This is a genomic window from Salipiger sp. (assembly GCF_048261495.1).
In the GTDB taxonomy this organism is placed as follows: Bacteria; Pseudomonadota; Alphaproteobacteria; order Rhodobacterales; family Rhodobacteraceae; genus Salipiger.
In genome coordinates, this window is sequence record NZ_JBLXFX010000018.1 from 1 (window position 1) to 23,411 (window position 23,411).

22 protein-coding genes and 1 pseudogene are annotated in these 23,411 nt (G+C 67.1%); 11 read left to right on the top strand and 12 right to left on the bottom strand.

From position 1 onward, the window contains the following. The 4 genes and pseudogenes from ACN0RJ_RS21630 to ACN0RJ_RS21645 form a co-directional block, all read right to left on the bottom strand. Positions 1-77, bottom strand: a pseudogene (locus tag ACN0RJ_RS21630) (electron transfer flavoprotein subunit beta/FixA family protein); the annotation flags it as partial. Further along, entirely contained in the window at positions 74-823 is a 750-nt protein-coding gene (locus ACN0RJ_RS21635; RefSeq protein WP_417725638.1) for an enoyl-CoA hydratase, read from the bottom strand. The gene ACN0RJ_RS21635 and the pseudogene ACN0RJ_RS21630, both read right to left, overlap by 4 nt. Before the next feature lie 9 nt (positions 824-832). Further along, the gene (locus ACN0RJ_RS21640) at positions 833-1,852 is read right to left on the bottom strand and encodes a phosphotransferase family protein (protein ID WP_417725639.1); all 1,020 of its coding nucleotides are present in this window, start codon (positions 1,850-1,852) and stop codon (positions 833-835) included. After that, entirely contained in the window at positions 1,849-2,808 is a 960-nt protein-coding gene (locus ACN0RJ_RS21645; RefSeq protein ID WP_417725640.1) for a hypothetical protein, read from the bottom strand. Before ACN0RJ_RS21645 ends, ACN0RJ_RS21640 begins: the two co-directional genes overlap by 4 nt. Positions 2,809-2,962: 154 nt before the next feature. Between ACN0RJ_RS21645 and ACN0RJ_RS21650 the strand changes: the two genes are divergently transcribed. Beyond that, entirely contained in the window at positions 2,963-3,469 is a 507-nt protein-coding gene (locus ACN0RJ_RS21650) for a PaaI family thioesterase (protein ID WP_417722530.1), read from the top strand. A gap of 50 nt (positions 3,470-3,519) precedes the next feature. Then, positions 3,520-4,236 (top strand): TetR/AcrR family transcriptional regulator, encoded by a 717-nt coding sequence (locus tag ACN0RJ_RS21655; protein WP_417722529.1) that lies wholly within the window; start codon positions 3,520-3,522, stop codon positions 4,234-4,236. 15 nt (positions 4,237-4,251) lie between these two features. On the opposite strand, the gene ACN0RJ_RS21660 is transcribed toward ACN0RJ_RS21655, so the two are convergent. Then, complete coding sequence (locus ACN0RJ_RS21660) at positions 4,252-5,403, bottom strand: CaiB/BaiF CoA transferase family protein (RefSeq protein ID WP_417722528.1); 1,152 nt, start codon at positions 5,401-5,403, stop codon at positions 4,252-4,254. A gap of 220 nt (positions 5,404-5,623) precedes the next feature. Between ACN0RJ_RS21660 and ACN0RJ_RS21665 the strand changes: the two genes are divergently transcribed. The 9 genes from ACN0RJ_RS21665 (at position 5,624) to ACN0RJ_RS21705 (ending at position 14,733) form a co-directional block, all read left to right on the top strand. After that, complete coding sequence (locus ACN0RJ_RS21665) at positions 5,624-6,781, top strand: 2-hydroxyacyl-CoA dehydratase subunit D (RefSeq protein ID WP_417722527.1); 1,158 nt, start codon at positions 5,624-5,626, stop codon at positions 6,779-6,781. Between the two features lie 26 nt (positions 6,782-6,807). After that, positions 6,808-8,145, top strand: a complete 1,338-nt coding sequence (locus ACN0RJ_RS21670; RefSeq protein WP_417722526.1) for a 2-hydroxyacyl-CoA dehydratase subunit D — start codon at positions 6,808-6,810, stop codon at positions 8,143-8,145. Between the two features lie 28 nt (positions 8,146-8,173). Then, positions 8,174-9,142 carry an acyl-CoA dehydratase activase gene (locus ACN0RJ_RS21675; protein ID WP_417722525.1) on the top strand — a complete coding sequence of 323 codons (969 nt, stop codon included), beginning with the start codon at positions 8,174-8,176 and terminating at the stop codon, positions 9,140-9,142. A 436-nt stretch (positions 9,143-9,578) separates the two neighbouring features. Then, the gene (locus ACN0RJ_RS21680) at positions 9,579-10,775 is read left to right on the top strand and encodes an ABC transporter substrate-binding protein (protein WP_417722524.1); all 1,197 of its coding nucleotides are present in this window, start codon (positions 9,579-9,581) and stop codon (positions 10,773-10,775) included. A gap of 70 nt (positions 10,776-10,845) precedes the next feature. Then, entirely contained in the window at positions 10,846-11,730 is an 885-nt protein-coding gene (locus ACN0RJ_RS21685; RefSeq protein WP_417722523.1) for a branched-chain amino acid ABC transporter permease, read from the top strand. Position 11,731: 1 nt separating this feature from the next. Beyond that, positions 11,732-12,745, top strand: a complete 1,014-nt coding sequence (locus ACN0RJ_RS21690) for a branched-chain amino acid ABC transporter permease (RefSeq protein WP_417725641.1) — start codon at positions 11,732-11,734, stop codon at positions 12,743-12,745. After that, positions 12,742-13,548: an ABC transporter ATP-binding protein gene (locus ACN0RJ_RS21695; RefSeq protein WP_417722521.1), complete on the top strand. Its 807-nt coding sequence runs from the start codon at positions 12,742-12,744 to the stop codon at positions 13,546-13,548. Before ACN0RJ_RS21690 ends, ACN0RJ_RS21695 begins: the two co-directional genes overlap by 4 nt. Then, the gene (locus tag ACN0RJ_RS21700; protein ID WP_417722520.1) at positions 13,535-14,266 is read left to right on the top strand and encodes an ABC transporter ATP-binding protein; all 732 of its coding nucleotides are present in this window, start codon (positions 13,535-13,537) and stop codon (positions 14,264-14,266) included. Before ACN0RJ_RS21695 ends, ACN0RJ_RS21700 begins: the two co-directional genes overlap by 14 nt. After that, positions 14,263-14,733: a MaoC family dehydratase gene (locus ACN0RJ_RS21705; RefSeq protein ID WP_417722519.1), complete on the top strand. Its 471-nt coding sequence runs from the start codon at positions 14,263-14,265 to the stop codon at positions 14,731-14,733. The genes ACN0RJ_RS21700 and ACN0RJ_RS21705 overlap by 4 nt, the downstream gene beginning before the upstream one ends. A 56-nt stretch (positions 14,734-14,789) precedes the next feature. On the opposite strand, the gene ACN0RJ_RS21710 is transcribed toward ACN0RJ_RS21705, so the two are convergent. The 7 genes from ACN0RJ_RS21710 to ACN0RJ_RS21740 form a co-directional block, all read right to left on the bottom strand. After that, positions 14,790-15,557 (bottom strand): 3-ketoacyl-ACP reductase, encoded by a 768-nt coding sequence (locus ACN0RJ_RS21710; protein ID WP_417725642.1) that lies wholly within the window; start codon positions 15,555-15,557, stop codon positions 14,790-14,792. Further along, positions 15,557-17,212, bottom strand: a complete 1,656-nt coding sequence (locus ACN0RJ_RS21715; RefSeq protein ID WP_417725643.1) for a class I adenylate-forming enzyme family protein — start codon at positions 17,210-17,212, stop codon at positions 15,557-15,559. Before ACN0RJ_RS21715 ends, ACN0RJ_RS21710 begins: the two co-directional genes overlap by 1 nt. Positions 17,213-17,274: 62 nt before the next feature. Next, positions 17,275-18,153 (bottom strand): SDR family oxidoreductase, encoded by an 879-nt coding sequence (locus ACN0RJ_RS21720; protein WP_417725644.1) that lies wholly within the window; start codon positions 18,151-18,153, stop codon positions 17,275-17,277. 9 nt (positions 18,154-18,162) lie between these two features. Next, a complete protein-coding gene (locus tag ACN0RJ_RS21725) occupies positions 18,163-18,963 on the bottom strand; it encodes an SDR family NAD(P)-dependent oxidoreductase (RefSeq protein ID WP_417725645.1) in 801 nt (266 codons plus the stop codon). Positions 18,964-19,058: 95 nt separating this feature from the next. Continuing rightward, complete coding sequence (locus ACN0RJ_RS21730; protein WP_417722514.1) at positions 19,059-20,417, bottom strand: 2-hydroxyacyl-CoA dehydratase subunit D; 1,359 nt, start codon at positions 20,415-20,417, stop codon at positions 19,059-19,061. Between the two features lie 14 nt (positions 20,418-20,431). Beyond that, on the bottom strand, positions 20,432-21,586 hold the full coding sequence (locus ACN0RJ_RS21735; protein ID WP_417725646.1) for a 2-hydroxyacyl-CoA dehydratase subunit D: 1,155 nt from the start codon (positions 21,584-21,586) through the stop codon (positions 20,432-20,434). Positions 21,587-21,756: 170 nt separating this feature from the next. After that, positions 21,757-23,400 (bottom strand): class I adenylate-forming enzyme family protein, encoded by a 1,644-nt coding sequence (locus ACN0RJ_RS21740; protein ID WP_417725647.1) that lies wholly within the window; start codon positions 23,398-23,400, stop codon positions 21,757-21,759. Positions 23,401-23,411: the final 11 nt, after the last annotated feature.

Below are 23,411 nucleotides of genomic sequence, written 5' to 3' on the forward strand. Positions count from 1 at the left end.
ACCCCGCTCCCGTCCGCTTTCACGCGAACCTTCACGTTGTAGTCGATCACGCGCTTCACGGGTACGAGTACCTTCATGTTCCTTCTCCCTTCCCGGTCGATCCTTCTGCCGCGAGCGTGACCTCGCGGTTGCTGTCCATGGCAAAGCGCGACTCGAAGGCCAGCGCCTCGCCCAGCGGCAGGGCGAGCCCGCCGTCGATCAGCGCCTTGATGTTGCGTGTCCCCGCGCGCGGCCACCGGGCCACCTCGCGGGCCAGCGACAGGGCCTCCGGCACCAGCTCCGCGTCGGGCACCACGCGGTTGACGAAGCCGAGGCGCGCCGCCTCTTCCGCGCCGACCTTTCGCGCGGTGAGCGAGATTTCCTTGGCCCGGTAGGCCCCCGCGACCCGGGGCAGCCGCTGGGACAGTCCCCAGCCCGGCAGCAGGCCGATCTTGGCATGGGTGTCGCGGAACCAGGCGGTTTCGGCGGCGATCACCATGTCGCAGCACAGGGTGATCTCGAAGCCGCCGGTCACGGCGAGGCCGTTGATCGCGGCGATGATCGGCGTGCCGCAGCGGCTCAACGCGCCGCCGATGTCGCCGTCCGAGACGTTGTCGGTGACGTTGCGCCCGGACTCCGCCAGTTCCTTGACGTCGAGCCCCGCGCAGAACGCACGGCCGGTGCCGGTGAGCACGATGGCGCGCACGGTGTCGTCCGCGTCGAGCCGGGCCAGCGTTCCGACCAGCGCCGCCCGCAGCGCGCCGTTCAGCGCATTCAGCGAATCCGGCCGGTTGAGCGTCAGCAGCGCGACCCCGTCCGAAATGTCGACAAGCAATTCAGTCATGGCGTGCCCTCAGACCGTCAGCGGCGTTGCGAGAAACCGCTCTGCGGCGGCGATGAAGCGCGGCGCCTGCGTGGCGTCGGCGTAATAGGCGTCGCGCGCCTCGCGGTGCTGGTAATCGTAGAGCACGGCCAGCTTCCACGCCGCCATCGCCGCGTACCAGCCGAGCCGCGACAGGTCGGCGCCGGTGTGTTCGGCGTAGCGCGCCAGCACCGCATCGCGCGGCGGCACGCCGGGGGCGAGCAGGGCCGCGGACAGCTCCTGCGTGGGCGTCGGCGCTTCGCCCGGCACCGGGTAGCAGCAGGCGAAATAGCCGAGGTCGAGCAGCGGATCGCCGATGGTGGCCAGCTCCCAGTCGAGCACGGCCAACAGTTTCGGCAGCGCATCGGGCGACCAGATGACGTTGCCCAGCCGGTAATCGTTGTGCAGGATCGCGTCGCCGCTTTCGGGCGGCACATCGCGCCCGAGCGCCGCGGCCATGTCGGCCAGATGCGCGGGCACCGGGCCGTCGCGCATCTCCATCAGCCCGGTGAGGCGTTTGAGATGGCGGGCGTTGAAATTCTCCGGACGTCCGAAATCCCCCAGCCCGCAGGCCCGCCAATCGACCGCGTGAAGCTGCGCCAGCCCCTCGACCAGACCGAAGGCCAGCGCCGCACCATTCTCGGGCCCGGCGAAGTTCGCGGGCAGGTCGGCGGTAAGGATCGGGCCGGGGATGTGCTCCATGATGTAGAAGGGCACATCCAGAACCTCGCCCGCCTGCGCGACGGCGTGCACGGCGGGGGTGGGAACCTTCTCGTCGCCGAGCGCGGCCAGCACCCGCGCCTCGCGCAGCACGTCGTTGGCGCCCTTGGGCAGCGGCGGCGGCGGCGGGCGGCGAAGCACGGCGTTCCCGCCGGCCAGCCGGATCAGGTAGGTCAGGTTGGAATGCCCGTCACCGATCCGGCGCGGCGCGGGATCGCCGCCGTGCAGCCCCCTGTCACGCAGGAAGCCGGTCAGCGCGGCAAGCGTGGTATCGTCCCAATCCCAGCTCATGCGCCCGCCGCATTCAGCTCGATCAGGTTGTCGAGGTAGCCCTTGGGCCACTGGCATTCGAACTGCCCGGCGGCGGCCTGACCGTCGATGCGGGCGGTACAGGCGGCCTCCATGATCATCGTGGCATAGCGCCCGCCGGTGGGCAGCTTGACGAGGCCGAACCGCTCCATCTCGAGGTCGCAGGTGCCGCCGCGGATGTCGGTGATGGTCACGGCGACACGGCGCTGGGTCATGTCGTCGTCATACTCGGCCTTCTGGTCGACGCTGGCGATGGGCACCAGTTCGCCGTCGCGGATGACATAGCCGCCGACGCCCCAATCGCCGCGCGCCTGCCAGATCCAGGCGTTCACCACGCGGCTGGCGTCGGGCGTGTAGGCGACGAGCCATTTCCAGTGCTGCGGGGCCTGCCAGTGGCGCACGCCCCAGGAGTGATCGCGGTGGCCGATGCGGTCGAAATCGACACGCTTGCCGTCCCATTCGACAAAGCCGCGGACCCAGCCCGACTGCTCCAGCCGGTTCTGCGCGAACCACGCGGGCAGGCCGTCGGGGTTCGACCGGTAGCTGAAGGGGTCGTGAAAGCCTTCGAAGACATATTCCAGCGTGACCTTGTCGCTTTGGTAGCGCACCGTGGCGCTGCGCTGGTCCGCCGGTTGCGTGACGTGCAGCCCGTCGAGGCGGAAGTCGTCGAAATCCATCGCCTCGGGCACGTCGCCCTGCACCAGTTCGATGACATGGGGCCTGCGCTCCTTGCCCCAGAGGATGACGTTGAAACCCGCCTTGCCGTCGCCGGTCAGGTAGAGGTAGCACTGAAAGCCGAGCTCGTGATCCGGCATCATCAGCTGCCAGAACAGGGAATCGCGCGCCTTGCCCCCCGGCTCCGGGCGGTGGCGCAGATCGTCGGTCGGCAGATAGCCGGGGTCCGCCACTTCGGGCGCGGTCCTTATCCAGTCGATCATCTTCCCCTCCCCTCGGGTCTTGCGTCGTCGGGCGCAGAATACATGGGATGAAAAGTATATCAACATGCATATAGTAATCTAGTGAATTATTTTCTGGACAGTCCGGCGCACCCGGGGTTCTCATGGGCGGAGCACGACAGCGGAGGAGAAAGCCATGAGCCGCGAGGACGCCGCAGAACTGGTGTTGAACGACATTCCCGACGACCCGCCCGAGGGGTTCCGCCCCCTGCCGATGGGCGACGGGTTCAATCTCTACCTCGGGCCGGTCTACGGCAAGATGATCGACGGAAGCCTGCGTCTGGGGATGCGGGTGGGGCGGCGGCACCTCAATCCGCACCGGACCATGCACGGCGGGATCACCGCCTCGTTCGCGGACATGCAGCTCTATGCCAGCCAGCAGCACGACCCGGCGCTGCGCACGCAGCTCATGCCGACGATCTCGCTCTCGCTCGACTACATCTCGCCGGTGGTGGCGGGGGACTGGCTCGAAGGGCACACGATGACGCTCAAGGCGACGCGGGCGGTGCTGTTCCAGCAGACCCTCGCCAAGGTCGGCGAGCGGATCGTGTTCCGGTCGAGCTGCGTCTACCGGCTGTCCGGGCGCGAGGCACCCGAGGGCAGCACCCTCGGGGCGACGTTTTCGGACATTCCCGTGGATTGATGGACAGACCGCCGGATTTCGTGCAAGGAAGTCGCCGGACCCAACAAGGCATGACTTCCGAGATGGCGCAGCCCAGCACGAACCGACCGGCCGCCCGCCGCCTTCCCCGCAGCCAGCGCGTCGCGGCGATCCTTCAGGCCGCGCGGGGTGTCCTGCGCGAACGCGGGTCCGAGCAGTTCACCACCGCCGAGGTGGCCGAGCGCTGCGGCACCTCCGAGGGCACGATCTACAAGTATTTCCCGACGCGGCGCGATCTGCTGGTGCAGGTGGCCGAGGGCTGGCTGGACGAATTCCTGGCCGAGGATTTCCCCGCCCGCACCAGCGGCCCGATCCGCGAACGGCTCTACCACGCGATCTGGTGGTCGCTGTCGAGCATCCGGCGCGAACCGGCGCTGACGCGGTTCATCCTGATGGAGCTGCGCGCCGATCCCGGCTACCGCAAGCTGCGGATCTACGAGCAGAACCGCGAGATCGTCAGCCGCGTGATGGCGGTGATCGCCGACGGTCAGGCTTCGGGCGATTTCCGCAAGACGCTCGACATGTACCTGGTGCGCGACATGATCTTCGGCGCGATCGAGCACCAGACCTGGGCCTACCTGCGGGGCGAGGGCAACTTTTCGGTCGACGAATCCGCCAGCGGCATCACCGAGGTGGTGATCCGCGGCCTGCTGACCGCGGATGCGGCGAACGACCCGCTGAGCGGCGCGGTGGCGCGGCTCGAACGGGCCGCCGAGCGGCTCGAGGCAAAGCTCGACAAGCCGGACTGAGGGCCGCCCCGCCCGTCAGCCCGCCCCCGCGATCAGCCCCGCGCCGCGCAGGCGTTCGATCCGGTCCCCGGCAATCCCCCAGTCGCTCAGCGTGGCGACGGTCGTCGCCTTCGCATCCGGCGGCGGGCCCTGCACCGCGCCCTGCGTGCGGCTGAACCGCGGCGCGGGGGCCGGTTCGATCACCCCGTCGCTGTCGAGATAGGTCTTGCGCGCGGTGGCCGAGGGGTGGCGCGGCGCTTCGTCCATGTCGAGCACCGGGCTCACGCAGGCATCGGTGCCGGCAAACACCGCCTCCCATTCGTCCCGCGTCCGTTCGGCAAAGCGCGCGGCGAGGATGGCGCGCAGTTCGTCCCAGCGCTTGCGGTCGTTCTGGCCGGGCAGGGTCGCCATGTCGAGGCCGAGCAGCGCGATCATCTCGGTATAGAAGCGCTTTTCGACCGCGCCGACGGCCATCCACCTGCCGTCCTTGGTGGCATAGGTGGTGTACCAGGGCGCACCGCCGTCGACGGCATTGGTGCCGCGCTCGAGCGACCAGAAATCCGCCTGCCGGTAGCCCATGTGCATCGCCATCAGGCTTGCCACGCCGTCGACCATCGCCGCATCGACCACCTGCCCCCGGCCCGAGGTCCGGGCCTCGGTCAGGGCGGCCAGCAGCCCCATGGCAAGGTAGAGAGACCCGCCGCCGAAATCCCCCACCAGGTTCAGCGGGATCGCGGGGGCCGCATCCTTCGGGCCGATGGCGGCCAGCGCGCCGGTCATGGCGATGTAGTTGATGTCATGACCGGCCATGCTGGCCATCGGCCCCTCCTGCCCCCAGCCGGTCATGCGGCCGTAGACCAGTTTCGGATTCGCCGCATGGCAGACATCGGGCCCGAGGCCCAGCCGCTCCATCACGCCGGGGCGGTAGCCCTCGATCAGCAGATCGGCCCCGGCGATCAGGTCGAGGACCAGCGCGACCCCTTCCGGCGCCTTCAGATCGACGCCGACCGCGCGCTTGGAGCGGTTGAGGAAATCGAACCTCGGGTCGATGGCGAACCCCAGATCCCCCGCCGCCAGTCGCTGCACGCTGACCACCTCGGCCCCCAGGTCCGCCAGCAGCATCGCGCAGAACGGCGCGGGCCCGATGTTGGACATTTCGACGATTCGCACCCCGGTGAGTGGCCCCATAATTCCCTCCTGATGAGTCTGTCTTTACTTGCATTTCCGGCGGTGGACAGGTCCGCTGCCGGGTCCGCATTGCACATTTATTCCGTGTAGAGTCATGCACTTGATGCGCCCTTTCGTCAAACAAAAACGCTAGCGTACAATTTCCGTTGATCTGGTGATTAGGTGAGTTATACTCATTAACAGCAAGGGACGGGTTGCCGTCACGCCAAGGGAGGCCGACATGAACAGAACCGAGATCATCGGGCGCTTTGCCGAGGTGGCAAAAGACCCGCTGGGATATGCAGAGGAGTGGAAGGCGCGCACCGGCAAGAAGGTGATCGGGTCCTTCCCGATGAACTTTCCGGGCGAGCTGGCCCATGCCGCCGACACGCTGCCGATGATCCTGCAGGAAAGCGACGAGGCGATCACCGTCGGCCACGGCGTGCTGTTCCCGTTCTACTGCGGCTACACCCGGTCGATGGTCGACCAGGCGGCGACCGGCAAGTTCGAGGTGCTCGACGCGATCATGTTCGGCGACCACTGCGTGCAGCTTCTGGGCGCCGCCGACGCGATCCGGATGAAGCTGGAAAACACGCGGGTGATCTTCTTCCAGCTGATCTCGTCCATGTGCGATCCCTGGACGCAGGGCCGGTCCGAGGAAAGCTTCGGCAAGCTGCGCGAGGAACTGGAGGATTTCATCGGCCGCCCGGTCGAGGATGCCGCGCTGCATGACTCGATCAAGCTGTTCAACCGCAACCGCACGCTGATCCGCCAGCTCTACGAGATGCGCAAGGCGGGCACCGCGCCGCTGACCTCGGTCGAGATGCAGCACGTGGTGAAATCCTCGATGGTCATGGACAAGGTCGAGCATACCGCGCTGACCGAGGCGCTTGTCGCCAGTTTCGAGGCCGCGCAGCCGCGCAACGACCGCAACCTGCGCCTGCACCTTTCGGGGCATTTCTGCCAGGCGCCCAAGCCCGAGCTGCTGGCGATGATCGAGGAGTGCGGCGTCACGGTCGTGGGGGACGATCTGTTCCACGGCTTCCGCTACATCTCCACCGACGTGCCGGAAACCGGCGATCCGGTGGCCGGGCTGGCGCAGTGGTATCTGGACCGCAACACCGGCGTGCCCTGCCCCACCCGCGTGCAGAACAACGTCGACTGGGACGCCTTCCTGCTCGACGCCATGCGCGACGAACGGGCCGACGGGATGATCGTGCTGATGGCCAAGTTCTGCGAGCCGCACATGTACTACTACCCCGAGGTCAAGGAAGCCTTCGAAAAGGCCGGTGTTCCGCATCTGCTGATCGAAACCGAACACGAGGGCATGGCGCTGGAAAGCCTCAAGACCCGTGTCGAGACCTTCGTCGAAATCGTCAAACGCCGCGAAGCCGCCTGAGCCCTACCGCGAACAGGAGAACCCCCATGAACATCGCCGTACAGCCGACCAACACGAAGAAAGCCAACAAGCTGGCCTCGACCCGCATCGCGGGCAAGCTGGTGAACGAGTACTGGGAAATGGTCTGGCGTGCCAAGGAAGAGGGCAAGCTGATCTGCTGGTACGAGGGATCGGCCATCAACCCCTTCCTCGAAGCCGCCGACATCTGCTGGGTGCACGGCGAGGCCTATTCCGCCATGCTCGCCGCCCGTCACCAGGAGGTGAAGGCGCAGCAGGTGGCCGAGGAACGCGGCTACATGCGCGAACTCTGCTCCTATGCCCGCACCCACCTCGGCTGCGCGGTGTCGAACCAGCGCCTGCGCGGCGACGGCACCGGCGCCGCGGTCCCGGACGAGGACGACCTGACCTGGAAGCTGCCCGCGCCCGACATGATCATCTCGGCCTATGCCTATTGCTCGACCGGGCAGCAGTGGGACGAGATGACCAGCCGCGTCTTCGGCAAGAAGGTCCCGATCTTCAACGTCTCGATCCCGTGGATCTGGGGGGCCAAGCCCGATGCCGCCTACCTGCAGGGGCAGGAATGGGAGGAAACCTCGGATTACGTCGCCAAGCAGCTGAACGACATGGTGGCCTTCATCGAGGAACAGACCGGCAAGCCCTATCCCTGGGATCGCCTCTACGAGCTGATGGCCGACATCAAGCGCGCCTCGGAACTGCGGCTGGAGGCGATGGACCTCTGCACCGCGCAGCCCGCGCCCGCCAGCTTCTTCGACTGGGTGGTGTCGATCGCGCCGATCAACAACCTGCCGGTGGCCGGGGTGAAGGACTACTTCGAAACGGTGCTGGCCGAGGTCAAGCAGCGCGTCGCCACGGGCGAAGGCGCGGTCCCGGACGAAAAATACCGCCTGTTCTTCGACGGCATCATGAACTGGAACAAGGTCGGCTGGCTGGCCAACAAGTTCGCCAATTACGACGCGGCGGTGATCGCCGGGCGCTACACCCACATGGCGTTCTGGCAGGAGCCCAAGCTGATCGACCCGAACGCACCGCTGCGGGGCATGGCGCAGAACTACCTGATCTGCCCGAACAACCACGCCTCGCCGATCCTCATCAAGCTCATCATGGACCTGTGCCGCAAGTTCCAGGTCGACGGCATGGTGATCCACGCCTCGCGCACCTGCCGGGCCTTCACCAACCCGCAGTTCATGATCGCCGAGACCGCGCAGCGCGAACTGGGCATCCCCAGCTCGATGTTCGAGGGCGACGTGACGGACGAGAGTTTCTACAAGGACGAGGTGCTCAACAGCCGGGTGGAAGCGATGCTCGAAGCCATCGAATCCCGGCGCATGGCAGGCGCGGCCTGAGGCCCGCCCGCAACGAAAGGAGCAGAGCATGAAACGTTATGTGCTGGGGGTCGATTTCGGCTCCACCACGGCCAAGACGGTCATTCTGGACCTGAAAGGCAATATCGTGTCGCATTCCGTCGCCCATATGGGCGCGGTGTCGGGCGACGGCGTCAAGGCCTCGATGAAACAGGCGCTGGACCAGGTCGGACTGACGCAGGCCGACATGGGGCGCACGGTGTCCACCGGCTACGGCCGGCGGATGCTGGACGAGGCCGACAAGAACTACACCGAGATCACCTGCCACGCCCGCGGCGCCGTTTCGATGGTGCCCGGCGCGCGGCTGGTGATCGACATCGGCGGGCAGGACAGCAAGGTCATCTCCGTCGACAGCAACGGCCTCGTGGCGCAGTTCGCCATGAACGACCGTTGCGCGGCGGGCACCGGGAAGTTCCTCGAAGTGCTGGCCCGGGCGGTCGAGATCGACCTCGAAGAACTGGGCGCCACCGCGCTCGGCGCCAAGGAAAAGCTCAAGATTTCCTCGATGTGCGCGACCTTCGCGGAAACCGAGGTGATCTCGCTTCTGGCCGAGGGACACCCCAAGACCGATGTGCTCGGCGCGGTCCATGCCGCCATCGCGGCGCGGACGCTGGGGCTGGTGGGCCGGGTCGGCAAGGTCGGGCCGGTGGTGATGACCGGCGGCGTGGCGCGCAACCCGGCGGCGGTGCACTACATCCAGGAGGCGCTCGGCATGCCGCTGATCCTGCCGGAGCGTCCGCAGATCGCCGGGGCGCTCGGCGCCGCGCTGATCGGGCTCGACGATTACCGCAAGGAGCATCGTCACGTCATCTCCGAGGAGGAGGACATGGCGCACGAGGCCCAGATGGCCGAGGACAAGGCCTGCATTCCCGGCTGCCGCGGCGTGCCGGAGCTGGCCGTCGATCCCCGCGAAAAGCAGCCCGCCCCGCGTCCCGGCGGCCTGAAGACGACGCTGGCGAGCCTTCAGAACCCCACCTGACGGACGCGCCCCGAGACGACCCGTGGCGCGACTTCCTGCCGGCCCTCCGTTCCTGAAGCGCGGAGGCACCGGCGCCACGTCCGCGGGCCCGCGCTCACCGGCCTTTTCCTCTGGCGCGTGGCTCGCGCGCCTGGCCGGTGAGCGCCCCTTGCCCCGCCCCGCGCGGCCCCTGCAGAAAATCCAGGTAAGTAAGCATCACCTGTTCCGAAACTCCGGAACAGCTGCGTTGCCATGCGCGCCATAACCAGCTTTTATGGGCACATCAGAGACCCTTCTCAAAGGTGAGTTATCATCACCTGATACATCAAAAAGCTTGTCGTGCAAAAATTAGTAATGTACCGTATAAAAATGCTGCGTACGGCCTTCTGGGAGGAAACGGCCCCGCCGCAGACCGGGAGGCCCGCACGGGCACCGGAGCAAAAACGGGAGGACCAAAATGTTTGAACCAGCAAGAACGGCAGCGCGCCTTGCGACCGCCACGGCAGCCCTGGCGCTGAGCGCGGGACTTGCCATCGCCGAACCGCTCGACCTCGTCATCTGCGACGTGGACGACCGCTCCGGCGCCGCGGCCGATACCGGAATCGAGAGCCTGAACGGCCTCAACATGGTGCTCGAACCCCTCAACGAGGCGGGCGGCATCAACGGGCAGAAGATCGAGCTCGTCACCTATGACAGCAAGACCGACCCCCAGCTTGCCGCGAACTTCGGCACCCGCTGCGCCGAGGATGACAAGGCGCTGATGATCATCGGCGGCAGCCCCTCGGCGGTGGCGAATTCGCTGGTCACGGTGGCCAACCAGAACAAGATCCCGCTCTACATCCTTGCCGCCGCCTCGCCCGACCTGACCGACGATGCCAAGTACCAGTTCCGCTTCGGCCCCAAGGTCACGCAGGATTCCATCGCGGTGGCGGATGCGCTGGCCGAAAAGGGCGTGAAGAAGGTCGCGATCATCAACAACTCCGTGCCCTTCGGCATCTCCGGCGCGGCCTCCGCGACCGAAAGCCTGGCGCCCAAGGGGATCGAGGTCACGACCCAGCAGACCTACGATGTCTCGGCCACCGACGTGACGCCGCAGATCATCAACGTGATGCAGAGCGACCCCGAGGTGATTCTCATCTATCCCTACCCGGCCGACGGTGCCCGGGTGATGCGCACGATCCGCCAGCTCGGCCTGACCCAGCCGGTCATCATGCCGCGCGTCGGTCTTATGAAGGCCTTCCGCGATCTTGCTGCCGAAACCGGCAACGGGGTGATGATCCCCTCCTCCGTCGATCCCGCGCGCGAGGATGTCGCCGCCTTCTTCGACGACTACATCGCGAAGTTCGGCCCGCTGGCGCTTTCGCCGTCGCCCGCACAGGGGCACGATGCCGGCACGCTGCTGGTCAAGGTGCTGCAGGATGACGCCGTGCAGGCGCAGATCCAGGCCGGCGACCTTCAGGGCGCCCGCGACGCGATCGTCGAGGCCACGACCCGACTCGGCGCCTTCGGCGGGCTGCAGGGCCAGAAGGGCGTGGACTACGACTTCACCAGCGGCCACCACGGCCCGCCCGACAACGGCTTCTTCGTCTTCGTCGAAGTGGCCGGCGACGGTCAGGAGCTGATCGGCGCCGACACGTCGAAACTGGCCAACTGAGCGACACCGCGGCGGACGCCCTCGACGCGTCCGCCGCGATCCCAGGACCTATCCCAGGAGCGCACCAGCCATGCTGATGAAATTGAGTTACCTTCTGCTGGCCGGGCTGACCAACGGCAGCGTCTACGGGCTGATCGCCCTGTCCCTGTCCGTCATCTACGGCGCCTCGCGCGTGATCAACTTCGCGCAGGGGGAATTCGTCATGCTCGGCGCAATGAGCGCGGTGCTTTTCCTCGTCACCCTCGCCCTGCCCTGGCCGATCGCGCTGGTCGCGGTGCTGGCCGTGTCGGTGGTCGTCGCGCTGGGGCTGGACCACGGCGTCTACCGCCCGCTGGTGCGCCGCCGGGCCGAGCCGCTGACCATCATGATCGGCACGCTCGCCGCGGCGATCATCCTCTACGGGCTGGCCTTCCTGGTCTGGGGCCCGGATCAGAAATTCGTCCCGCCGCTGCTGTCGCTGACCCCGCTCCGGATCGGCGTGCTCATCACCAATGCGCAGCAACTGTCGCTGATCGCGCTGTTCTTCTCGTTCCTCGCGCTGACCTGGTACATCCTCTACCGCACCCGCTTCGGCCTGTCGGTCCGGGCGACCGGGGTCGATCCCAAGGTCGCGCTGCTTATGGGCATCCGGTCGGAACGCATCGTGCAGTTCACCTTCATGTATTCCGCCGTGATCTCGGGCTTTGCCGGGCTGATGGTCGGCCCGCTGCTGGGCGCGCATGTGGGGATGGGGCTGCTGCTGACGGTCAAGGGCTTCATGGCCGCGATCCTCGGCGGGCTCGGATCGCCCTTTGCCGCCGCCGCCGGGGGCATCGCCATCGGCATGATGGAGGCGCTCATGGCCGGCTACGGCACCTCGCTCTACGCGGAACCGGCGATCTTCCTGCTGATCCTCGTGGTGCTGGTGGTACGTCCCTACGGCCTGCTGGGCGATTACGAAGCGGAGCGTGGCTGACATGGCAAACCGACGTCCCCCCGAAGCGCCCCGCGCCCCGACCCTGCTGCCGGTCCTCGTGTTCCTCGCACTCGGCGCGCTGCTGCCGGTGCTGCTGACCAGCGGCTTCCACATCCGCCTTGCCATGCTGGTCTGGATCTATGCGATCCTGTGCATGGGGTTCAACCTGCTCTACGGCTTCACCGGGCAGATCTCGCTCGGGCTGCCGGCCTTCTACGCCATCGGCGCCTATGCCTTCGGGATGCTGCAGACCATGCTCGGCTGGTCGCCGCTGCTGGCTTTTGCCGGCTCGCTGGCGCTGGTCGCCGTGCTGTCGCTGCTGATCGCCCTGCCGCTGCTGCGGTTGCGGACGCACTACCTGGCCATGGCGACGCTGGCCTTCATGCTGATCCAGAACGGCGTCGCCAACCGCTGGATCGAGTTCACCGGCGGCCAGAGCGGCATCCCCGTGCCGCCGCTGGAATGGGGCGGCGAACCCGTGGGCCGGACCGGCATCTACTACGTGGTGCTGATCCTTGCCGGGCTGACCCTGCTGCTGCACGATTTCCTGATCCGCTCGCACCTCGGCCGCGCCATGCAGGCGATCCGCGACGACGAGACCGCCGCCCAGGCGCTCGGCGTTCGGGTGACGCGCTACAAGCTCCGGGTGCTGGTGATCTCGGGCGTGCTGGCCGCGGTGGCCGGGGTGTGCTTCGGCCTCACCTCGCTGCGGGTCGACCCCTCGCTGTCGGAATTCCACGTGCTCGTGTCGATGCTGACCATCGTGGTGATGGGCGGGCTCGGCACCCGCTTCGGGCCGATCGTCGGCGCGGTGATCGTGGTGCTGCTGCCGCAGTTCCTCACCAGTTTCGGAGAGCTGGAGACGGTGATCTACGGTGCCTTCATCCTGATCTTCCTGCTGTTCCTGCCGCATGGCCTGTCGGGCCTGTTCGAGCGTCACCACTGGATGGCCGGGCGCAGCACCTCGCCCAAGGCACGGGCGCAGGCACGCGAGCTGAAGGGAGAGCTGCAATGAAGGATACGCTGACCCCCGCCCCCGCCGGGCCGCTGCTGCAACTGGAAAACGTGGTGCAGAAATTCGGCGGGCTGGTGGCCGTGAACGACGTGTCGTTCCGCATCGAGCCCGGCGAGGTCAAGGGGCTGATCGGCCCCAACGGCGCCGGCAAGTCGACGACCTTCGACCTGGTCACCGGCGTGCGGCCTCCCACCTCGGGCGAGATCTTCTTCAAGGGCGCCCGCGTCACCCGCCAGCCCGCCCATACCCGCAGCCCGATGGGCATGGCGCGCACCTTTCAGGTGGTGCGGCTGTTCCGCGGCCTCACGGTGCTGGAAAACGTCCAGATGGGCATGCATCCGGATTTCCCGGACGGCCTGTTCCCGGCGCTGCTGCGCGGCGGCGACCGTCGCCGTCACGAGGCCGAGAGCCGCAAGCGCGGCATGAAGCTGCTCGACTTCGTCGGTCTTGCCGACCGGGCCGGGTCGCGGATCGAGACGCTGACCCTCGGACAGCTCCGGCTGGTCGACATCGCCCGCGCGCTGGCCTCCGGGCCCGACCTCCTGATGCTCGACGAACCCGCCGCCGGTCTCAACGATGCCGAGACCCGCAACCTTGCCGAGATGCTGGCGCTGCTCAAGAAACGCGGGATGAGCATGCTGCTGGTCGAGCATGACATCGACTTCATCATGTCCGCCTGCGACACCGTGGTGGTCATGGATCGCGGCGGCAAGATCGCCGACGGCACCCCGGCCGAAGTCAGCCGGGACCGCAAGGTGATCGCCGCCTATATCGGAAAGAGGGCCGCCGATGCTACGGTTTGAAAACGTCACCGCCGGGTACAATTCCTCGACCGCGCTGGAAGGCGTGTCGCTGGAGATCCCCGAGGGCAGGATCGTCTCGATCGTCGGCGCCAACGGCGCGGGCAAGTCGACCACGGTCAACACCATCTCGCGGCTGGTCTCGACCTATTCCGGCACGATCTGGCTGGACGGGCGCGACATCACCCGGCTGAAACCGGCGGACGTGGTGGAACTGGGCGTGGTGCAGGTGCCCGAGGGGCGGCAGCTTTTCGCGCCGCTCACGGTCGAGGAGAACCTGCGGCTCGGCTTTCACCGCCTCGCCCATCTTCCCGACGCGGCGGAGCGTTACCGCGAGCGGCTGGACTATGTCATGGACCTCTTCCCGGTGATGAAGGAGCGTTTCACCCAGCGCGCCGGCACCATGTCGGGCGGCGAGCAGCAGATGGTCGCGGTGTCGCGCGCGCTGATGGCGGCGCCCAGGCTGCTGATGCTGGACGAGCCGAGCCTCGGCCTGGCGCCGATGGTGGTCGACCGGATCTTCGAGATCCTCGCCCGCCTGCGCGAGGACGGGCTGACCATCCTGCTGGTCGAACAGCACGCCGACGCGGCGCTGGAACTGGCCGATTACGGCTATGTCATGGCGGTGGGCAAGGTCCGCGCCGAAGGCCCCGGCCCCGACCTGCGCAACGACCCGACCCTGCACCAGAGCTATCTCGGCAACGTGGGGGCCTACCATTGACCCGGCATTATCCCGACCCGCAGGACTGGTACGAGGATCAGGCCGTCGGCCATCGCGGGCTGTCCCCGACGCGCACGGTGACGGCGGCCGACATCGGCACCTTCGCCGGGCTGACCGGCGACATGGCCGAGCTGCACACCAGCGAAACCCACGCCGCCGCGACCGAATTCGGCGGCCGCATCGCCCACGGGATGCTGAACCTCGCGCTGATGCACGGGCTCGTGGTGCGCGGCGGGCGGCTGGTGTCCTCCGGCCTTGCCCTGCTCGGCTGGTCCGAGGTGCGCTTCACCGGCCCGGTGCGGATCGGCGACACCGTGCAGGCCGAGTGGGAAACCATCGCCCTGCGCGAAAGCGCCTCGCGCCCGGAGGCGGGCATCGTCACCGACCGCGTGAGCCTGCGCAACCAGCATGGCGAGGTGGTGGTGACCGGAACCGTGACGGAACTGGTGCGCAAGCGTCCGGTCTGACCGGCGCCGCCCACGGCCCCGCGGCCCGGCGCGACGCCGGGGCCGCGATCGGAGGATCAGAAAGCCTTGAACCGCATCCCGCCGTCGACGTGGATCGTCTGCCCCGTGGCATAGCCCAGCGTGCCCGAGGCCAGCATGGCCACCGCGCGCCCGACCTCCGAAGTCTCGCCCCAGCGTCCGGCGGGGACGAAACCGCTCGCGATCAGCGCGTCGTACTTGCCGGTGGTGGTCGAGGTCATCTCGGTCTTCATCATGCCGGGACGGACCTCGTAACAGTCGATCCCCTCGGGCTCCAGCCGCACGGCCCAGTGTTGCAGCGCGTGCGCCAGCCCGGCCTTGGCGGTGGTGTATTCCGCCAGCACCCGGGCGACGTGGTGATCGACGGCAACGGTCGTCACGGTCACGATGCTGCGGCGCTGCGCGGACGGCGTGGCGATCATCCGCTTCGCCACCGCCTGGATCAGAAAGAACTGCGCCCGCAGGTTGACCGCGATGCTGCGGTCGAAGCTTTCGGTCGTCACGTCGAGGATATCCCCGCGCGACATCACCGACACGCCGGCGTTGTTCACCAGCGCGTCGAGCCGCCCGAAGGCGTCAAAGGCCGCCTCCACGAAGCCCGGCCGCGCCGCGTCGTCGGACAGGTCGTTGGCCAGCAGCGCCACCTGCGCCCCGGTGCCGCGCAGCGCCTCGGCGCGGGCCTCGAACCCGGGCGTGATGCTCTGTCCGGCCAGGACAAGGTCGAACCCCGCCCCGGCCAGCTGTTCGGCGATGGCGCCCCCGATGCCTCCGGAGGCGCCCGTGACCAGGGCGACGCGGCGTGCCATCAGGCGATCTTGGAATCGCGCTGCGGCCGTTCCCAGCCATGCGGCACGATGCGGCCCTCGTCATACCATTCCCGCAGCACGTTCTTCTGGATCTTGCCGGTGGGCGTCATCGGGAAATGATCCACGAAGATCCAGTGCTCCGGCGTCTTCTGCGGCGACAGGCGTTCGCGGCAATGGGACCAGAGCGCGCAGCAGTCGGGCAGGTTCTGCGGATCCTCGGGATGGATCACCGCGCAGACCACCTCGCCCCAGGTGTCGTCGGGCAGGCCGATCACCGCCACCTGCGAAACCGCCTCATGCTCGAAGAGCGTGTTCTCGATCTCGGCCGGATAGAGGTTCATGCCGCCGCGGATGATCATTTCCTTCAGCCGCCCGGTGATGCGGAAATAACCCTGCGCGTCCATCATCCCGAGGTCGCCGGTGCGCAGCCAGCCGTCGGCGGTCAGGGCGGCCGCCGTCTCGTCCGGCTTGCCGTAATAGCCGGTCATGGTGTTGAACCCGCGCACCCACCATTCGCCGATGGTGTCGATCGGCACGGTTTCCAGCGTCTCGGGGTCGACCACGCGCACCTCGACATGGGGGATCGGGCGGCCGATGGTCTGGGCCTGCAATTCGTCGCTGTCGGTGGTGAAGGTCTCCAGGAACGGCCCGTTGGATTCGGTCTGGCCGTACATGATGGCGAACTGCACGCCGAATTCCGCCTTGGCGCGTTTGACCAGCGCCTCGGGCACCGCCGCCGCCCCCGACAGGATCGAGCTGAAGCTGCTCAGGTCGCGGGTCCTGGCATCCGGGTGGTTGAGCAGCGCGAGAATCATCGTCGGCACGATGAGCGAGCTCTGCACGCCCTCTTCCTCGATCAGCTGGAGGAACAGCGCGGGATCGAAGCTCTGCATCAGCAGGAAGGTGCCCTGCCGCGAGAACACCCCGATCTCGGACACGATGGAGCCGCCGATATGGAACATCGGCATGGTGTTCAGCCAGACGCCGCCCATCGGAAAATCCGCGCGTTCGATGATGAAATGCGCCGCGTTGATGACCCCGCGGTGATGCAGGCAGGCGCCCTTGGGAAAGCCCGTGGTCCCCGAGGTGTACTGGATCTGGATGATGTCGTCGGCCTGCTGCGCGGGCAGCGGGCGGGCGGGATCGGCCGCCGCCTTCATCGCCTCGATTTCCGAGACGTTGATCGTGACCGTCAGGTGATCGAGCTTGCCCGACACCTCCTGAACGATGGCGGTCAGGTTCTTGCCCCGCGACACGTCGGCATGGATCACCCCGGTCGCCTTGGCATTGCTCAGAACGTATTCGACCTCGCGCGCCGTGTAGGCGGGGTTGATCGGCACGCTGACGAGACCGGCAAAGCTGAGCGCGTGCTGGAACAGCACCCACTCCGGCGTTTCCGGCGCCAGCAGGCCGACCCGGTCGCCCGGCGCAAAGCGCTCGAGCAGCGCGCGGGCCAGAAGCAGCGCCTCGTCGACAAGCTGGCGATAGGTCCAGCGCCGCCGCCGCGCGGGATCGGCCACGCCTTCGACAAGGGCGAGCCGGTCGGGCACCTCGGCCGCATTGCGCAGCATCAGCTCGCCCAGGGTGCCGCCGATCAGCGGGCCGGTCTCGTATTTCGGAAAATAGCTCGTGGTGAACGTGTCTTGCGCAGTCATATGGTCCTCCTCCATCGGAATCGGGGCTCCTCCTTCCCCGGTGTTCCGCACATGCGTTCCGTCTAGCTCGTCTGTCCCTTCTTCAGGATCTCGGGCATCTCGGCCCGATGGAACCCGTTGAATTCAGGTATGTTCCTTGCCTCGTAGGCGCCGGTCCAGGTCTGGCGCGCATTGGGTGCGCCGCCATCGACACGCAGGCAGGTGCCGGTGACATAGGCGGCGGCGGGCGACAGCAGGTAGACCACCGCCGCCGAGATCTCGGCCTCTGTCCCGTAGCGGGGCAGCGGCACCTTGGCGGCGTATTCCAGCAGGCGCTGGGTGATGTGCGGCTCGTACTGATCGAACCCGGAGGAGGCGATGCCCCCCGGCGCAACCGAATTGACCCGCACCCCGGAATGCGCCCATTCGCAGGCCGCCGTTTCGGTCAGGGTGAACATGCCGCCGCGCGCCGCGCCGGAATGGGCGAACTCGGGCCAGCCGTTCCAGATGTCGGCGATGATGTTCACAACCGCGCCGCCATGCGCCTCCATCCAGCGATTGTAGGTCTCGCGCATGAAGATGAAGCCGCCGGTGAGGTTGTTGCGCACGACCGCCTCGAAGCCCTTGGTCGACAGGGTCTTCATCTCGGCCCGGTACTGGCCGCCGGCGTTGTTCACGAGGCCGTGGATCGCGCCGAACCTATCGACGGTGCCCTCGATCACCGCGATCACCTGCTCTTCGTCGCGGATGTCGCAGGGCATGGCGGCGACCTTGCCGCCATCCTCGGTGATCTCGGCCACCACGGCGTTCAGCTTGTCGGGGTTGCGCCCGACGATGACCACCTGCGCCCCGAGGTGCGCCAGCTCGTGCGCCATGCAGCGCCCGAGCCCCGAGCCGCCGCCGGTGACGATGATCACCCGGCCGTCGAACAGCCCGGGCGCAAAGACGGAGTTATAGCCCATGCCCCGCCCTCACGCCGCCGAGATGCCGCCGTTCAGGCTGATCGCCTGACCGGTCATCTTGGCTGCCGCCGGGCTGGAGAGGAAGCAGATCAGGTCTGCCATCTCCTCGGCATTGACCACGCCGAGCTGGGCCATCTGCTTGGCCTTGGCAAAGAGCTTGCCCGAGAATTCGCCGCCCATCACGGTGTCATGGGTCAGCGTGCCCTCGATGATCGACGGGGTGACGCAGTTCACCCGGATGCCCGAGCGCTTGGCCTCCATCGCCAGCGTCTTCGTGAACATGATGATGCCGGCCATCAGCCCGCCGATGATCGATTCACCGGGGGTCGTCGCCTTGCCCGCGTCCGAGGCGATGTTGATGATGACGCCTTGTTCGCGCTCGCGCATGCCGTCCATGACGGCGCGGCACATCAGCAGGTGCGGCATGATCTGGCTCAGCACCATGCCCTCGATGTCGTTGATGTCGATCTTGTGGAACAGCGTCGGATAGGGATAGGCGCTGACCGTGGTGTTGACCAGCACGTCCACCCCGCCCATCGCGTCATCCGCCGCGGCCCCGAGACCGATCGCCTGATCGGTCTTGCCGCTGTCGGCGGCCAGGAAATGCACGCGGCACTCCGGGAAATCCGCCTGGAGGGCGGCGCGGGCCGCCTCTCCGCGCTCGGGATTGCGGCCGTTGATAGAAACCTCGGGCGCGCCCATCGCGGCGAACTTGCGGGCGGTGGCAAGGCCGACGCCGGCGGTGCCGCCCGAGATGAGGATGCGTGCCTCGGTGATCTTCAGCGGGGTGCGCTGCGGGGTGTCGAACATCGGGATTCTCCTCCTTGACCCATGTCCAATTATGGTAATCTAGCGTACGATAATGCAATGCTTATTTTCGCCGGGATCACCTTTTGCAAGCGGGCTCAGGCGGCCCGTTTGCGCGCATCCATCGCCTCGACCATGGCTTCGAGACGGGTGTTCAGAAGCTCGTCCTTGTAGAAGCTCTCGTCGGCCACGTCGCCTTCGAAGAACATCGCCTGGCGGCCGTATTTCTTGGCCGATCCGGCGATCAGGAACTGCGAATTGGTCATCCCCCGGCAGGTGCGCGAGGCATGGCAGACCACGCCGTCGATGTGGAACTTGTCGCAGAGGTTCTCGATCTCGCCGATCATGATGGGGGCGCCGTGGTTGTTGGGGCAGATCAGGTAGTTCTGCGCCATGCCCAGCACCGGGTCCTTCAGGTCGATCAGCTGCGGTTCCTGCCAGAACGACATATGCGTGTAACGCCCCGCCACCACGCAGGCATTGACCGAGGCGAACTTGTCCGCCAGCCAGCCGACCTTGTTCCAGTTCATCATGCCGTCGAAGAACAGGCGGTATTTCTCGTCCTTCACGGCGCCTTCGCCGTCGGCGATGCGCTGGACGATCTCGGCCTTCACGCCCTCGAAATAATCGACGAGGTTCTGATCCCCCGGCAGGAAATTCACCGGGGCGATCGACACGATCCAGTCGAAGAAGCTGGCGGGCGACGGCGTGGCGGTGCAGAGATCCATCGCCTCGAGCCGCAGCTCGGCGGCCTTCTTCACGTAGCCCATCGTTTCGGACAGCCGGTCGAAATCGAACTTCCGCCCGGTGTTTTCCTCAAGGAACCTGGTCAGCGCGACAAGCTGCTCGGCCACGTAGCGCGACCGCTCCTGCCATTCCTCGCCCTGCATGTAGCCGGCATCCTTGCGCCCGCCCCAGAGCATCGGGATCTGCACGGTGAACATCGGGATCTTCTTGCCGAACATCCGGTAGGTGATGTCATCCCACTGCTGCCCGGAGGAGCAATAGGGATAGGCGTTCACGATCATGTCCGGCGCGGGCAGCTTCAGCATGGTCTCGATGCGCGGATCGGTGGGATCAAGGGTCGAGGTGCCGTTTTCCAGCTTGTCCTTCTCGATCAGCATCTGGCCGATGTGGGTGCGCGCGTAGGAGCACAGCTCGCGGTCATAGCCGCGCTCGTCGCCGCGGGCCTGCGCGCCGATCTCCTTGTGGCGGGCGGCCAGCATCGCGGCCCAGGCCTCGCCGTGGACCCAGACCAGGTCGTGCGAGTGAAAGAACGGCGGGATGTAGGTGCCGTTGTACCAGACGACCTTCTTGCCCTCTTCCTTGGCGCGGAAGACGTGTTCCCAGTATTCCGACACCAGGCGGCCGCCGAACTTGGTGGCCTTGAGCTTGTTGGCGCGCTCGCCGTTGCCGAAGACGGGTTTGGCGGCGGGGGTATCTGTAAGGGTTTGCATGGCGGACCTCCTGTTCACGCGGCCTCGGTGGCGCGGCGCTTGGCGATTTCGACAAAGGTTTCGACGCGGGTCTTGAAGGCCTCCATCGGCATCTCCTCGTGCTCGGTCTCGATGAGCAGATGCGGGACGTCGGCGGCGTCGCAGGCTTCCTTGATCTCGGGGTAGAAGAACATGTGCGGCTCGCAGAACTTGACCATCAGGATCACCAGACCCTGCGCGCCCGAGGCCTTCATCTCGCCCAGCAGGAACTGTTCCCAGTCCAGCCCCTTCATGGTGCGGGTCGGACAGGGCAGCTTGCGGTTCTTGTCGAGATACCAGTCGGCCATCGCCTCGACCGGGGCGGATTGTTCGTTCATGTCGGCGTGGATGAAGCGCCAGCCGGTGAAGAGATCGTCATTCACCACCCGCGCGCCGCATTGCTCGATCATGTCGAGAAGCTCGGGCTTGGGGGCGTGACACATGTGCCCGGACAGGTAGATCGGCAGATCCCCGGCATCGGGGGCGCGGCGCGGCACCGCGTCGAGCAGGCGATCCATCAGCGCCACGTGCTCGGCCTTTTCCATGATCATCGACGACTTGATGATCGTCTGCATGTCGCGCGCGGACAGCGCGATCTCGCCCCGGCGGCGCATGGCGTAGAGCCGGCGCATCTGGGTGCGGTTGCGGTTGTAGGCGCGGATCGACGCGCGCGCGGTCTTTTCCGGGATCGCCGCGCCGGTCAGCTCCTCCAGCTCGGTCCAGAGCTGGGTGAAGGTGCCGAGCGTCTCGCGCCGCGCCCAGGAGGCATCCAGCGTCGTGCAGAGCTGGTTGAACAGGATCGGCAGATCCGGCTTTTCGGCGCGGATCACGTCCGCCGTGCCCAGAAGCTGGACGCAGTGATCGCCGAACAGGATCGCGTCGAGCCCGTCGAACGCGCCCCGCATCACCTGATCCACGAGAGAGCGGTTCAGCCCGCAGTAGAAGTTGAAGACATTGGCCTGCCCGACCGTCACCGGCTCGGGATCGTCCTGCAGCAGCACCGGCAGCGCACCGGCCGCATGGGCCAGTTCGGCGGGGAAATGCATCGGCAGCAGGCCGATGACCTTGCGCCCGGTCCTCGCCTTCCAGGCCGCCGCGTAAACCATCGGCGCCGCGACCGCCCGGGCCATCTGTTCGAGTATGTCCTGCAACGGGGGACCCTCCGCTCGATTTGCGATATTGAACACTAGCGTACTAAGTTTTTATCACCAATCAACATGTATTTTTTAGTGACGTTAATACAGCATCTTACGTCATAAATCTGGATGTAGTTGCGACCTATAACGAACCTTGGTGAGCATCACTCACCCGCCGAATCGCCTCAGACCTGCTGCAACAGCGGCAGCGTGCCGTCGCGGATCGTCTCGACCAGCCGGAACTTCTGCACCTTGCCGGTTTCGGTCACGGGCAGCGCGCGGGCGACGTACCAGAGGCGTGGCGCCTTGTAATGCGCAAGCTCGGCGCGGCAGAGCGCGAACAGCGCGGCGACATCCGGCACGGCATCGGGATCGCGCATGACCAGCACCGCGCCCACCTGCTCGCCCCACTTCGGATCGGGCACACCCAGCACGGCGACCGAAGCCAGGCCGGGCACCTCTGCCAGAAGCAGCTCGATCTCGCGCGGGTAGATGTTTTCGCCGCCCCGGATGATCATGTCCTTGATCCGCCCGGTGATCCGCACGAACCCCCGCGCATCCATCGCGCCGAGGTCGCCCGACCGCAGCCAGCCGTCCGGCAGCAGCGTTTTCGCCGTCTCCTCCGGCATGTCGAAATAGCCGATCATGTTCTGGTAGCCGCGGGTCTGGATCTCGCCCTGTGCGCCGATGGGCAGGGTTGCACCCGTCACCGGGTCGGCGATGCGCAGTTCCATGTGCGGCAGCGGCTGGCCGATGGTCTCGGCCATGTCCGTGTCGCTGTCGTCGGGATGGGTGCCGGTGACGCTGCCCTGCATCTCGGTCTGCCCGTAGATGTTGGAGATCGTCGCCCCCAGTTCAGACCGCGTCTCGCGGATCAGCCGGGCCTCGACCACCGAGGCGCCGGAGGTCAGGCGGCGCAGGCTGGTGAGGTCGTACCCGCTCCGCGCCGGATGGGCGAGCACCTGTTCGATCATCACCGGCACCAGCAGCGAGAAGGTGCCGCGATGTTCGGCAACCTGCGCCATGTAGGCCTCGGCCTCCCATTCCGGCATCAGCACATGCGTCGCGCCCAGCATGACCGACCCGATCCCGGCATGGCCGAGCGAACCGATATGGAACATCGGCATCGGGTTGACGAAAACCCCGCCCGGCCGCAGCCCGGCGCGGGTCTGGGTGAAACGGGTCATGTTGGCGACGCCGGTGTGGTGAAAGATCACCCCCTTCTGCGCCCCGGTGGTGCCCGAGGTGAACATGATCACCGCCGCGTCGCGGGGGTCGACCCTCGGCAGCGGCCCGTCCGGCCCGCCCTCGTCGAGCAGCGCGGGGATGTCGCGCAGGGGGATGATCTCGCGCAGGTCGGGCAGGTCCGCGGCCGCCTCGCGCGCCGTCGCCTCCAGGTCGTGCCCGCGGTAGATGTCGTTCACGAACAGCCCGGCGGCGCGGGATTTGCCCAGCACGTATTGCAGTTCCCGCCGCCGGTAAGCCGGGTTCACCGTGACCAGCACCAGCCCCGCCATGGCACAGCCGTAGAACACCGGCAGCCATTCCGGCACGTTGTGCGCCCAGAAGGCCACCCGCTCTCCCGGCCGGAACCGCTGCGACAGCGCCCGCGCGATGCGCTCCGCGTCGCGGCAGAGTTCGGCATAGCTCCAGCGCCGTCCGCCCTTGCGGCCTTCGATCAGCGCGGGGCGATCCGGGGTCGCGCGCGCCGTCCGCCGCAGCGCATCGCCGAGCGTGATCTCCTCCATCCCGGGGTCCGCAAAGGCGGGCCAGTGCGACTCCTCCAGAACCCGGTCGCGGTAGTCTCCGGATGCGATTGCGTCTTTCATGCTGTCCTCCC